Source organism: Paraburkholderia sp. BL17N1, assembly GCF_003634175.1.
Classification (GTDB): Bacteria; Pseudomonadota; Gammaproteobacteria; order Burkholderiales; family Burkholderiaceae; genus Paraburkholderia.
The window spans coordinates 3,028,133-3,040,611 of the sequence record NZ_RBIW01000001.1 but is presented as its reverse complement, the minus strand read 5'-3'; the positions used below and the strand labels follow the sequence as shown (position 1 = coordinate 3,040,611).

13 protein-coding genes are annotated in these 12,479 nt (G+C 62.8%); 2 read left to right on the top strand and 11 right to left on the bottom strand.

All coding sequences use genetic code 11. The features are described 5' to 3' along the window. The first annotated feature begins 50 nt into the window (after nt 1–50). A complete protein-coding gene (gene smpB / locus B0G82_RS13695; RefSeq protein WP_012433428.1) occupies nt 51–497 on the top strand; it encodes an SsrA-binding protein SmpB in 447 nt (148 codons plus the stop codon). A gap of 109 nt (nt 498–606) precedes the next feature. Here smpB and B0G82_RS39690 read toward each other — a convergent pair whose 3' ends face one another. The 4 genes from B0G82_RS39690 to ppsA form a co-directional block, all read right to left on the bottom strand. Then, the gene (locus B0G82_RS39690) at nt 607–756 is read right to left on the bottom strand and encodes a hypothetical protein (protein ID WP_158608139.1); all 150 of its coding nucleotides are present in this window, start codon (nt 754–756) and stop codon (nt 607–609) included. A gap of 59 nt (nt 757–815) precedes the next feature. Beyond that, nucleotides 816–1,748 (bottom strand): SPFH domain-containing protein, encoded by a 933-nt coding sequence (locus B0G82_RS13690; protein WP_106279656.1) that lies wholly within the window; start codon nt 1,746–1,748, stop codon nt 816–818. A gap of 61 nt (nt 1,749–1,809) precedes the next feature. Then, complete coding sequence (locus tag B0G82_RS13685) at nt 1,810–2,265, bottom strand: NfeD family protein (protein ID WP_121307639.1); 456 nt, start codon at nt 2,263–2,265, stop codon at nt 1,810–1,812. 166 nt (nt 2,266–2,431) lie between these two features. Continuing rightward, nucleotides 2,432–4,837: a phosphoenolpyruvate synthase gene (gene ppsA / locus B0G82_RS13680; RefSeq protein WP_121307638.1), complete on the bottom strand. Its 2,406-nt coding sequence runs from the start codon at nt 4,835–4,837 to the stop codon at nt 2,432–2,434. A 545-nt stretch (nt 4,838–5,382) separates the two neighbouring features. Between ppsA and B0G82_RS13675 the strand changes: the two genes are divergently transcribed. Further along, nucleotides 5,383–6,198, top strand: a complete 816-nt coding sequence (locus B0G82_RS13675) for a pyruvate, water dikinase regulatory protein (RefSeq protein ID WP_012433432.1) — start codon at nt 5,383–5,385, stop codon at nt 6,196–6,198. A gap of 154 nt (nt 6,199–6,352) precedes the next feature. On the opposite strand, the gene B0G82_RS13670 is transcribed toward B0G82_RS13675, so the two are convergent. The 7 genes from B0G82_RS13670 to B0G82_RS13640 form a co-directional block, all read right to left on the bottom strand. Continuing rightward, the gene (locus B0G82_RS13670) at nt 6,353–7,138 is read right to left on the bottom strand and encodes an RNA methyltransferase (protein ID WP_116140548.1); all 786 of its coding nucleotides are present in this window, start codon (nt 7,136–7,138) and stop codon (nt 6,353–6,355) included. Between the two features lie 74 nt (nt 7,139–7,212). Continuing rightward, nucleotides 7,213–7,959: a ribonuclease HII gene (gene rnhB, locus B0G82_RS13665; protein WP_116140546.1), complete on the bottom strand. Its 747-nt coding sequence runs from the start codon at nt 7,957–7,959 to the stop codon at nt 7,213–7,215. Then, a complete protein-coding gene (gene lpxB, locus B0G82_RS13660) occupies nt 7,956–9,125 on the bottom strand; it encodes a lipid-A-disaccharide synthase (protein WP_106279647.1) in 1,170 nt (389 codons plus the stop codon). Before lpxB ends, rnhB begins: the two co-directional genes overlap by 4 nt. A 3-nt stretch (nt 9,126–9,128) precedes the next feature. Continuing rightward, the gene (gene lpxA, locus B0G82_RS13655; protein WP_116148372.1) at nt 9,129–9,917 is read right to left on the bottom strand and encodes an acyl-ACP--UDP-N-acetylglucosamine O-acyltransferase; all 789 of its coding nucleotides are present in this window, start codon (nt 9,915–9,917) and stop codon (nt 9,129–9,131) included. A 117-nt stretch (nt 9,918–10,034) separates the two neighbouring features. Beyond that, nucleotides 10,035–10,499, bottom strand: coding sequence for a 3-hydroxyacyl-ACP dehydratase FabZ (gene fabZ, locus B0G82_RS13650; protein ID WP_012433437.1), 465 nt, complete (start codon nt 10,497–10,499; stop codon nt 10,035–10,037). A 228-nt stretch (nt 10,500–10,727) separates the two neighbouring features. Next, nucleotides 10,728–11,828, bottom strand: a complete 1,101-nt coding sequence (gene lpxD / locus B0G82_RS13645; RefSeq protein ID WP_121307637.1) for a UDP-3-O-(3-hydroxymyristoyl)glucosamine N-acyltransferase — start codon at nt 11,826–11,828, stop codon at nt 10,728–10,730. A 74-nt stretch (nt 11,829–11,902) separates the two neighbouring features. Then, nucleotides 11,903–12,424, bottom strand: a complete 522-nt coding sequence (locus B0G82_RS13640; protein WP_181916899.1) for an OmpH family outer membrane protein — start codon at nt 12,422–12,424, stop codon at nt 11,903–11,905. Nucleotides 12,425–12,479 lie beyond the last annotated feature (55 nt).

Genomic DNA, 12,479 nt, shown 5'->3' with positions numbered 1-12,479 from the left:
CCCCGCTTTGCTAAAATCGTGATTTTAAACGAGTTGGGCACTTTCCATTCATGAGCATTATCGACAACAGAAAAGCCTTCTACGACTACTCGGTCGAAGAACGCTATGAAGCAGGGCTCGTGCTCGAAGGATGGGAGGTCAAGGCGCTGCGCGCCGGGCGCGGCCAGATCAAGGAAGGGTACGTCGTTATCAAGAATAACGAACTGTTCCTGATCGGCACGCACATCAGCCCGCTGCCCGAAGCCTCGACCCATATCAATCCCGATCCGGTACGCACGCGCAAGCTGCTGTTGCACAGCGAAGAGATCAGCAAACTGATCGGCAAGGTCGAGCAGCGCGGCTACACGCTCGTGCCGCTGAATTTTCACTACAAGGGCGGCCGCGTCAAATGCGAGATCGGTCTTGCCAAGGGTAAGAAGCAGCACGACAAGCGCGAGACTGAGAAGAAGCGCGATTGGGAGCGTGAAAAGGCGCGGTTGATGCGCTCGCCGACCTGATGGCAGGTCTGGTTTGATCGACGGTTGATGGCAGGCGGCGTGCTGTTTTGCCGCGTTTCGTCTGCCAACGTTCGCTGCGACTGGATCGCGGGTGGCAAGGAAGCGTGCCTCACAAGCGCTGAAAGGCAAATGGCCCGCACAGTCCGCGGGCCATTTCTTTTTGCAAGCCGGCAAACGCGCCGAGCAACGCTTTCGGTGCTTTCGGTACAGCCTGCGCAGTCACGCGTTCGACGCACACGAGCATGGTCAGGACATTCACGACATTGCGCCTGGCCCATCAGCTCCCCGCTGCCGGCGCGTTGAGCGCAGCCGGCCAGTTCAACGCACCTCGGTCACGCCCTTGCCTTTATTCACAATCGTCAGCGCCGACGCGATCATCGAACTCATGTCCGCGAGATTGCCGGGCACGATCAGCGTGGTGCCCTGCTTCGCCAGATTGCCGAACGCGTTCACATATTGCTCGGCCACCTTGAGGTTCACCGCTTCCATCCCGCCGTTCGATTGAATGGCCGCCGCGATCTTCTGAATCGCCTGCGAGTTGGCTTCGGCCACGGCCAGAATCGCCGACGCCTGACCTTGCGCCTGATTGATCGCCGCCTGCCGTTCGCCTTCGGACTTCTGGATCGCCGCTTCGCGGCCGCCGGACGCGATATTGATCTGCTCCTGCTTACGCCCTTCCGATGCCGCAATCAGCGCGCGCTTCTCGCGCTCGGCGGTGATTTGCGCCTGCATTGCGTGGAGAATTTCCTTGGGCGGCGTCAGATCCTTGATTTCGTAGCGCAGCACCTTCACACCCCAGTTCGTCGCAGCTTGATCGAGCGACGACACGATGCTGTGGTTGATGAAGTCGCGTTCCTCGAAAGTCTTGTCGAGTTCGAGCTTGCCGATCACCGAGCGCAACGTGGTTTGCGACAGCTGCGTGATCGCGAACACGAAGTTGCTCGACCCGTACGACGCCTTCATGGGATCGGTGACCTGAAAGTACAGCACGCCATCCACCTGCAACTGCGTGTTATCGCGCGTGATACAGACCTGGCTCGGCACTTCGAGCGGAATTTCCTTGAGGATGTGCTTATAGGCGATCCGGTCGACGAACGGAAACGCGAAGCTCAAGCCCGGCGTCAGCGTACGGTGATAGCGGCCGAGCCGCTCCAGCACCCACGCATGCTGCTGCGGCACGATCTTGATAGTCTGCGCCGCCAGCACGATCACGATGATCAGAAGCACCGCCCCGACAATGGTCGAATCCATTACTGCCCTCCGGTCCGTAGTTCGAATAGTTGTGTGGGATGCGCGTATGACGCGTTGGTGCTCAGGCCGTGGTGGCCCGGGTGTTTGAATGACGCGCGGCCACGACGACGAGGCAACTGCCGCGCAACTCCGTGATTTCGTAGAGCGGCGCGTCTTCCGGCTCGCCCGCGGCCAGTTCGACGTCCCATGCCGCGCCGCGATAATCGACGCGTGCCCGCCGTTCGTGCCACGCCGGCACGGTGAGCGTTTGACCGATGTCGAGATTGACGTCCGGGTTGCGCGACGCCTCTTTGCGCGTTCTGCGGCCGAACCGCGAGCGCCTGAGCAGCAGCACCGCCGCCAGCGCCACCACGGCCGCGACCGCGAACTGCACGTCGGCTGCGGCGCCTGCAAGGTGCGCAATCGCGGCCGCGACGCAGCCCAATGCGATCATCAGCAGGTAGAAGGTGCCGCTGAGCAACTCCAGCACGACCAGCACACCCGCCCCGATCCACCAGAACAATCCACCTGGCGCCACGTCGACCTCCACAAAGCAAAACACCCCGGATCTACCGGGGTGTTTATAGCACGAAGCGAGCGCGTTCAACGGGCGATACAGCACGGTTTCACGTGCATTCGACGCGCGCTTGACCTACCGCATCGCACGTTATGCATGCCGCTTAGGAAGCGGCATGCCGTTCGCCTTACTGCTTCGCCGACTTGGCCAGTTGCTGCCACGTCTCGACGATCGTGTCGGGGTTCAGCGAGATCGACTTGATGCCTTCATCGGTCAGCCACTGCGCAAAGTCCGGATGATCCGACGGGCCCTGGCCGCAAATACCGACGTACTTGTCCAGGCGCAGACACGTGTCGATTGCGCGCTTCAACAGGAACTTGACTGCCAAATCGCGTTCATCGAAATCCACCGCCAGCAGTTCCATGCCGGAGTCGCGATCGAGGCCGAGCGTGAGCTGCGTCAGGTCGTTCGAACCGATCGAGAAGCCGTCGAAGAATTGCAGGAATTCTTCGGCCAGAATCGCGTTCGACGGCACTTCGCACATCATGATCAGGCGCAGGCCATTCTCGCCGCGCTTCAGGCCGTACTTGCCCAGCAGCCCGACCACGCGCTCCGCCTGCTTCAGCGTACGCACGAACGGCACCATGATCTCGACGTTGTCGAGGCCCATTTCCTCGCGCACCTTCTTCAGCGCGATGCATTCCATCTGGAACGCTTCGGCGAAGTCGTCCGCGATGTAGCGCGACGCGCCGCGGAAACCGAGCATCGGGTTTTCTTCGTCCGGCTCGTAGCGCGAACCGCCGATCAGCTTCTTGTACTCGTTCGACTTGAAGTCCGACAGACGCACGATCACGGGCTTCGGATAGAACGCCGCCGCGATCGTGGCGATACCTTCGGTCAGCTTGTCGACGTAGAACGCGCGCGGCGAGGCGTGACCGCGAGCAACGCTTTCCACGGCCTTCTTCAGGTCCTGATCGATGTTCGGGTACTCGAGAATCGCCTTCGGGTGAACGCCGATGTTGTTGTTGATGATGAACTCGAGACGCGCGAGACCCACGCCTGCGTTCGGCAGTTGCGAGAAGTCGAAGGCCAGCTGCGGATTGCCCACGTTCATCATGATCTTTACCGGAATCGGCGGCAGTTCGCCGCGCTGCACTTCGGTGATTTCGGTTTCGAGCAGGCCGTCGTAGATTCTGCCTTCGTCGCCTTCCGCGCACGATACGGTGACGAGCGCGCCTTCCTTCAGCATGTCCGTCGCGTCGCCGCAGCCGACCACCGCCGGCACGCCCAGCTCACGGGCGATGATCGCCGCGTGGCAGGTACGGCCGCCACGGTTCGTGACGATTGCCGACGCGCGTTTCATGACCGGTTCCCAGTTCGGGTCGGTCATGTCCGCGACCAGCACGTCGCCCGGCTGCACACGGTCCATTTCCGACGGATCGTGAATCACGCGCACCGGACCCGCACCGATCTTCTGGCCGATCGCGCGGCCGGTGGCCAGCACGTTCGATTGGCCCTTCAGCTTGAAGCGCTGCTCGGCCTTGCCCGCCGCCTGGCTCTTCACCGTTTCCGGGCGCGCCTGCAGAATAAAAATCTTGCCGTCGCGGCCGTCCTTGCCCCATTCGATGTCCATCGGACGCTCGTAGTGCTTTTCGATGATGACGGCGTATTTGGCCAGTTCGATCACGTCTTCGTCCGTGATCGAGAAGCGGTTGCGCTGCTCGTGCGCCACGTCGACGGTCTTCACGCGGCCTTCTTCGCCCGCCTTGGTGAATTCCATCTTGATCAGCTTCGAGCCGATCGAGCGGCGGATGATCGGATACTTGCCTTGCGCGAGCGTGGTCTTGTAGACGTAGAACTCGTCCGGATTCACCGCGCCTTGCACCACGGTTTCGCCGAGGCCATAGCTCGACGTGATGAAGACAGCGTCCTTGAAGCCCGATTCGGTATCCAGCGTGAACATCACGCCGGCTGCGCCGACGTCCGAGCGCACCATGCGCTGCACACCCGCCGACAACGCGACTTCGGCGTGAGTGAAGCCCTTGTGGACGCGATAGGAGATAGCGCGGTCGTTGTACAGCGACGCGAACACGTGCTTCATGCGGTCGAGCACCTCTTCGATGCCGACTACGTTGAGGTAGCTTTCCTGCTGACCCGCGAACGAAGCGTCCGGCAAGTCTTCCGCCGTGGCCGACGAACGCACGGCGAACGACAGCTCTTCAGGCGAGCTGTTTTGCAGGGTGTCGAAGCCCGCGCGGATATCCGCCTCGAGTTGCGGCTGGAACGGCGCGTCGACGATCCATTGACGGATCTCCTTGCCCGCTTCGGCGAGCGACTTCACGTCGTCGACGTCGAGCGTTTCGAGACGTTTGGCGATGCGTTCGGTCAGATTGTTGTGATGCAGGAAGTCGCGGAAAGCCAGCGCCGTGGTGGCGAAACCGGTCGGCACGCGCACGCCTGCTTCAGCGAGCTGACTGATCATCTCGCCAAGCGACGCGTTCTTGCCACCGACGATTTCCACGTCGGTCATCCGCAACTGCTCGAACGGAACTACATACGCCTTATCCTTTGCGACGGTAACTGCGTTAGTCATACAAGCCCCTAAGTGTGAAAGAAATTCACGGCTGTGCAAGTGGGCTCGAACGCGAGACGCCCATTGGGAGCGTAACCTCGCGTCTTGCACAACCTGTTGGAGAAGCAATCGCTTGTTGCAAAATGCCCCAGCGCGGCTTGCGCCCGATATGCGACGAAGCACGCGAATGGACGATTTTACCGATCGATCCCTTGCGTTGACTGCCGCTTGGCGACCACAAATACCGACCAAAAGCGAGGTGTTGAACGACCGTTCGCGGTAAGTTAGCCGCCAATCGCCCGCAATTGCTTATCCAACAGGTTGCCGCTATTCTACCGTGCCGACTCTCGAAATGTGACAGTCGGACGAGAATTGCGCCTCGAATCGCGCCCCGGACCGGCCAGCGGGCTTTTGCGAGGCCCCGCCGCCATCCGGGCGCAATTGCGGTGCCCACGGCGCGCTGGTCGGACGCTGCTGCAATCTCCGGTTAGCCACCGGGCAGCGTCGTCCGCACAGCGATGTTTCTTTCGAGCGCTTTTTTTCGCTCACGTTCCCCAGCCCCACTGATGCCGCCCACCGTATTCATCGTCTCCGACGGTACCGGGATCACTGCCGAAACCTTCGCGCATTCGATCCTCTCCCAGTTCGACCAGAAATTCCGCCTGGTTCGCGTGCCCTTTGTCGACTCGACCGAGAAGGCCTACGCCACGCTCGAAAAGATCAACGAAGCGATCGTGCAGGACGGCCGCCGTCCGATCGTCTTCACCACGCTGGTGGACAGCGCGTCGAATCAGATCGTCAAAGGCTCGAATGCGCTGGTGCTGGACATGTTTCAGACTTTCGTCGAGCCGCTTGAACAGGAACTGGAGCTGAAGTCGAGCCACGCGATGGGCCGCGGCCACCAGAACGCCGACACCGAGGAGTACAAGAACCGGATCGAGGCGATCAACTTCTCGCTCGCTCACGACGACGGTCAATCGAACCGTAATCTGGCGGACGCCGACGTGATTCTGGTCGGCGTGTCGCGCAGCGGCAAGACGCCGACAAGCCTCTATCTGGCCATGCAGTATGGCGTGAAGGCGGCCAACTATCCGTTGATTCCGGAAGATTTCGAACGCGGCAAATTGCCGACGCCGTTGCTGGCGCATCGGCAGAAGATGTTCGGTTTGTCGATCGATCCGCAGCGGCTTTCGGAGATTCGCAACGAGCGCCGGCCCGGCAGCAAGTACGCCGCGCCGGAGAATTGCCGTTATGAGATCAACGAAGCCGAAGCGATGATGCGGCGTGAAGGGATCAAGTGGTTGTCGTCGACGCACAAGTCGATCGAAGAGATCGCGACGACGATCCTGCAGGAAATCAAGCTGGATAGACCTTCTTATTGAGTCTGTGCACATGGGTCGCGCAAGCCCGGCGGCCTTGAACATGGACACGCGCGAGAACATGCGTGTCGTCGACCAACGGCATAGGCACGATCAGCGCCCCGCAGCCTGAAACAGCCTCGAGTGCGGACGAACGCGGGAGCGCAGGTCTGCTGCTTTAGCTACGGCCGCGCTGCTGGCGGCACTGCTCGAACACGCACACAGCCGCCGCGGCCGCTACATTCAGCGACTCCATGCCGCCCGGCTGGGGAATCGTCACCCGCAACGAAACCTTGTCGCGCCAGATTTGCGAGACGCCCGCGCCTTCGTTGCCGAACACCCACGCGAGCGGTCCGCTCAGGTCGCAATCGTAGATCGCCTCGGCGCCGTGCGAATCTGTAATCACGATCGGCAGCGCGAGGCGCTCGATCAGCGTCTGCGCTTCCACGTCCTCGTGAATCTGCAGCAGGAAATGCGCGCCCATGCCCGAGCGCAAGACTTTCGACGACCACGCGTACGCCGTGCCCGGCGCGCAGAACACCTGCTGAATGCCCGCCGCCGCCGCGCTGCGCAGAATCGAGCCGACGTTGCCCGCGTCCTGTACGCCGTCGAGCACGAGGCAGGTTTGCGCGACCGTGTCGGGTAGCGGCGTGCCGAGCTTTTCAACCAGCAGCAGAATGCCCACACCGTGCACGACATTCGACAACTGCCCGAACAATGCGTCCGGCAGCGTCATGACACGATGATCTTCGATGCGCGAAACGATCGCCTGCGCTTCGTCGTGGCGCAGCGCGCCTTCAGTGACGACGCACATTTCCGGTTGCCCGGCGACGTCGAGATAGGCGCTCGCGAGATGAAACCCTTCGAGCAGCGCGTGGCCGCTCTTGCGCTGTTGATGCGTCGAGCCGGCCAGTGCCTTCAGGCGCTTGTAGAGCGGATTGTCCCGCGAGGTGATGGCTTTCACAGGCAGCGAAGAAGACAGTGAGAATGAGGAAAGAACGGGTCACGCGCAGCGCTCATGAGGCGCTCGTGTGAAGCTCAGGCGGCGCTGCCGCGTTCGCCGAAGGCGTCGTCGTCGAACATCACTTCGGACACGACGATCACTTCACCCGCCGGCAGCGGCACGCCCGTGCCCAGGCGCAGATGCGCCTCACGCACCGGTGCGAATGAACGCCGATGATGCTCGCAAGGCCCATGCTCGCGCAGCGCCTTGAGATGCTGTGGCGTGCCGTAACCGGCATGCGCGTTGAAGCCGTAGACGGGATGCGTCTGGTGCAATTCGAGCAGCATCCGGTCGCGCGTAACTTTGGCGAGAATCGACGCCGCCGAAATGCTTTTGACGAGCGCGTCGCCGCCGATCACCGCTTCACTGCGCACGCTCAGCGTGGGGCAGCGATTGCCGTCGATCTTGACGAGCGTCGGCACGACCGACAGGCCCTCCACGGCGCGCTTCATGGCGAGCATGGTGGCATGCAGGATATTCAGCGAATCGATTTCTTCGACGGATGCCGACGCAATGCAGTAAGCGAGCGCCCGGTCGACGATCTTGTCGTACAGTTCGTCGCGCTTTTTCGCGGTCAATACTTTGGAGTCGTCGAGGCCGCGAATCATCGGCTTCGACGGGTCGAAAATCACCGCCGCGGCCACGACCGGGCCGGCCAACGGGCCGCGCCCTGCTTCGTCGACGCCGCAGACGATGTCATCCGGCGTCTCGAAGTTCAGGCCGACCTGCTGCGCCGCCGCACCGGCGACGGTTTTACGGCGCGGCGCGCGTGACAGGGTCACGGCCGCCCCTTCCGCTTTTCGATGACGCTCGCCACGACTTCCGCCGCACGCTGCGCGGTGTTCTGCTTCAGCACGTGATGCATCTCCGTGAAGATTTCCGTCAGCGTGCGCCGGTTGGTCTCGTCGCGCAACTGTTTCAGCGTGGCTTCGGCCAACGCCTGCGGGGTGGCGAAGTGCTGCAGGATCTCCGGCACCACGAAGCGCCCCGCCAGGATGTTCGGCAGCCCGACATACGGCAGATAGCCCTGGCGGCGCATGATCTGGCCGGTCAGCCAGGGCACCTTGTACGAGATCACCATTGGCTTTTTCAGCAGCGCGGCTTCGAGCGTCACGGTGCCGCTCTTCACGAGGATCGCGTCGGCCGCCGTCATGGCGAGTTGCGCCTGGCCGTCGGTAATCGTCAGCGCGAGGCCGGGGTGCGAATCGACCAACGGCCGCAGCATTTCGCGCAGCGCCGGCGTGGCCGCCGGCATCACGAAGCGCAGACTCGGCTCCTGGTGCTGCATCATCTCCATCGCGGCGAAGAACGTCGGGCCGATCAGATCGATCTCGGAGCGCCGGCTACCCGGCAGCACCGCGATGATCGGACCGTCTTCCGCAAGACCCAGTGCCCGGCGTGCGCCCAGCGTGTCCGGCACGAGCGGAATTTCGTCAGCGAGCGGATGGCCCACGTACGAGGCCGCGACACCGGCTTTTTCCAGCAGCGCCGTTTCGAACGGGAACACGCACAGCATGTGGTCGACCGCCTTGGCGATCTTCTTGATGCGGCCGCCGCGCCACGCCCAGATGGACGGGCACACGAAGTGAACGGTTGGGATCCCGGCCTCGCGCAACGGATGCTCGAGCCCAAAATTGAAATCGGGCGCATCCACGCCGACGAACACCGACGGCGGCTCTGCCAGCAACTGCCGCTTCAGTTCGTTGCGAATGCCGAGAATGCCGGGGATATGCTTCAGCGCCTCGACATAGCCGCGCACCGAGAGCTTTTCCATCGGAAAGTGGGCGTCGAAGCCCGTGGCGATCATGCGTGGGCCACCGATCCCGTAGTACTGGGTGCCGGCGGGCAGACGGCTCGTGAGGCCGTCGAGCAGCGAGGCCGCCAGCAGGTCGCCGGACGGCTCGCCGGCCACCATCGCGACGCGCAATGGACTGGGTTGCAATGCCATCGGTTAGCGGATGATGCCGCGTTGCGACGCTTCGACGAACGCGAGCAGCGTCTGCACCGGCGCGTCGCCATCGCCGCCCGCGGTCGCGAGTTCGCGCAACTGCACCTTCGCTTCTTCGAGCGAGAGACCGTTCTTGTACAGCACGCGATACGCCGCGCGCAGCGCCGAAATCGCGTCCGGCGAGAAACCGCGGCGGCGCAGGCCTTCGACGTTAATGCCGTGCGGCTCGGCCTTGTTACCGGCGGCGATCACGAACGGCGGAATGTCCTGCACCAGCGCCGAAGCGCCGCCCAGCATGGAGTGCGCACCAATGCGCACGAACTGATGCACGCCCGACATGCCGCCGACGATCGCGTGGTCGCCGATCGTGACATGTCCGGCCATCTGCGCGTTGCTCGACAGAATGACGTTGCTGCCGACGTGGCAATCGTGCCCGATGTGCACGTACGCCATGATCCAGTTGTCGTCGCCGAGCGTGGTGACGCCCGCGTCCTGCATCGTGCCGGTGTGGATCGTGGTGAATTCGCGGATCGTGTTGCGGTTGCCGACCACGAGCCGGGTCGGCTCGTCCTTGTACTTCATGTCCTGCGGACGGCCGCCGACCGATGCGTAGTGGCCGATCCGGTTGTCTTCGCCGAGGGTGGTGTGACCTTCGATCACGCTGTGCGAACCGACCATGGTCCGTGCGCCGATCGTCACATGTGCGCCGATCACGGCATACGGTCCGACTTCGACGGATTCGTCGAGTTGTGCGCCCGGTTCGACGATCGCAGTGGGATGAATCCTGCTCATGCGTCCTCGCTTCTGATTCTGTTGCGTTGTCTGGATGGGCGTCTGGCGGGAGGCCAGCGCGCGCATGACGCCGCCGACCACCCGGACGCTGGCTTAAGCGCCTCGCGCCTAAGTGCGTTAAGCGTCTTTGTCCGTGTGCCGCACCGCGCACATCAGGTCGGCTTCCGCCGCCACCACGCCATCCACTTCGGCGCGCGCCTTGAACTTCCAGATGCCGCGCATGTGACGCTCGAACGTGCAGTTCAGGATCAGCTGATCGCCCGGTTCCACCACGCGCTTGAAGCGCGCGTTGTCGATGCCGACGAACAGATACAGCGTGTTCGACGGGTCGCTCGGCTCTTCCGAAAACGTCAGCAGAGCCGCCGTTTGCGCGAGTGCTTCGAGAATCAGCACGCCCGGCATCACCGGACGCGTCGGGAAGTGGCCCTGAAAATACGGTTCGTTGATCGACACGTTCTTCAACGCTTTGATGCACTTGTGCGGCTCGAGTTCGAGCACCCGGTCGACCAGCAGGATCGGGTAACGATGCGGCAGCAGCGTGAGAATCTTATGAATGTCGAGATTGATTTTTTCGGTGCTCATGGTGTTTCTGCTCACGCATTGACTGCGCGGTGATGACTGCGGATGCTGGTGCAGGTGGATTGGTAAAGCGTGCTGCCGGCGCTCGCCGTGACCCGGCGGCCGCGCCACCCGGTCACGGCAACCGACTTTGCTTCCTGTTGCTTGCCCGCCATTTTACGCGGTGCCGGCGGGTTGCCCGGCGAAATGCTGAGTCTGCTGAGTCAATTGCCCTGCGAGTTGCCCTGAGGTTCAGGCTTTGCTGCCCGCGGAATTGCTTGCTGCGCCGTCCTGCTTCGCAGCCGCGGCGTTTTCAAGCGCCTTGATTCGATCGCGAAGTTTGTCGATATTGCGCAGCAACGCCGCGCTCTTGTTCCAGTCTGCATGGTTCACGGCCGGGAAGGCACTGGTGTACATACCAGGCTTGAGCAGCGACTTCGAGACGCCGGACTTGGCCGTGACGATCACATAGTCGGCCAGCGTGACATGCCCGGCAATTCCGACCGCGCCGCCGATCATGCAATGGCGGCCAATGGTCGTGCTGCCCGCGATGCCCGCGCAGCCGGCAATCACCGTATAAGCGCCGACTTTGCAGTTGTGGCCGATCTGCACCAGATTGTCGATCTTCACGCACTCTTCGATGATCGTGTCCGCCATGGCGCCACGGTCGATGGTGGTGTTCGCGCCGATTTCGACGTCGGCCGCAATCGACACGCCGCCGACCTGCGGAATCTTCACCCAGCTGCCGGTACGCGCCTCACCCTCGCCGACGAAATCCGGAGCGAAGCCGAAACCGTCCGAGCCGATCACCGCGCCCGCGTGCACGATCACGCGCTCGGCGAGCTTGCAACCGTGGTACACCGCGACATTGGGATAAAGATGCGAGCCCGCGCCGATGCGCGTGCCACGGCCGATCACGACATTGGCGTCGAGCCGCACGTTGTTGCCGATCACCGCACCCGCTTCCACCGTGACGTGCGGTCCGATCACCGCGCTCGCGGCGATCTGCGCCGACGGGTCGATGGTCGCGCTCGGATGCACGCCGGGCGCCGCCTTGGGCGCAGCGAGGTCGATGAAGGTTTGCGCGACGCGCGCGAAGTAAGCGTACGGATTGGGCGTGACGATGAAGTTACGATTCTCGCGGGAAGCGAGCTTGGCGAGGTCGTCGGCGTTGATCAACACCGCGCCCGCACGGGTCGTTTCAACCTGCGACAGGTACTTCGGATTGGCGAGGAACGCCAGCTGGTCCGGACCTGCCTGGTCGAGCGGCGCAAGACTGCCGACGCGCTGCGAACCGTCTCCGACTACTTCACCGCCGAACCGCTGGACGATGTCCTCGAGCGTAAATGCCATGCCTATCCTGTCTCCTGGTATTCGGTCCGACTTGTCAGATCCGCTGCCGGGGCCGTTAAGCCCGGCAGCCATGCTCAGTTACCCGACGCCGCCAGAGCCTTCAGCACCTGATCGGTAATATCGATGCGCGGACTCACGTACACCGCTTCCTGGACGATCAGATCGTAATGCTGCGCTTCGGCGATCTGTTTGATCACCTTGTTGGCGCGGTCGAGCACCGCCGCCAGTTCTTCGTTGCGGCGCTGGTTCAGATCCTCACGAAACTCGCGTTGCTTGCGCTGGAAGTCCGTGTCCAGTTGCGACAGGTCGCGCTGCTTCTGCGCGCGGTCGGCGGGCGACATGGACGCGCCGTTCTTGTCGAGCGAATCGGACATCGACTTCAGCTTCTGCGCCATGTCGGCCAGGTCCTTGTCACGCTTGGCGAACTCGGCCTCGAGCTTGACCTGCGCGGCCTTCGCGGCAGCGGATTCGCGCAGGATTCGGTCGGAATTCACCGCCGCGATCCTGGCCTCCTGCCCATGCGCGACCCCGACACCCAAGGTCATTGCCAGCGCCAGCGCGCACGCCACACGTTTCGAAAACATACCGGTTAGCAAAGTCATCCTCTCGATACTGTAGTTTGGCCGGGCCGCCAGCCGCCTGCCTCCAGGC

Excerpts from the sequence above, each read along its gene's own strand:
- ppsA (WP_121307638.1), bottom strand. The coding sequence starts at position 4,837 with ATGACTAACGCAGTTACCGTCGCAAAGGATAAGGCGTATGTAGTTCCG.
- B0G82_RS13690 (WP_106279656.1), bottom strand. The coding sequence starts at position 1,748 with ATGGATTCGACCATTGTCGGGGCGGTGCTTCTGATCATCGTGATCGTG.
- smpB (WP_012433428.1), top strand. The coding sequence starts at position 51 with ATGAGCATTATCGACAACAGAAAAGCCTTCTACGACTACTCGGTCGAA.
- fabZ (WP_012433437.1), bottom strand. The coding sequence starts at position 10,499 with ATGAGCACCGAAAAAATCAATCTCGACATTCATAAGATTCTCACGCTG.
- lpxA (WP_116148372.1), bottom strand. The coding sequence starts at position 9,917 with ATGAGCAGGATTCATCCCACTGCGATCGTCGAACCGGGCGCACAACTC.
- lpxD (WP_121307637.1), bottom strand. The coding sequence starts at position 11,828 with ATGGCATTTACGCTCGAGGACATCGTCCAGCGGTTCGGCGGTGAAGTA.
- lpxB (WP_106279647.1), bottom strand. The coding sequence starts at position 9,125 with ATGGCATTGCAACCCAGTCCATTGCGCGTCGCGATGGTGGCCGGCGAG.
- B0G82_RS13675 (WP_012433432.1), top strand. The coding sequence starts at position 5,383 with ATGCCGCCCACCGTATTCATCGTCTCCGACGGTACCGGGATCACTGCC.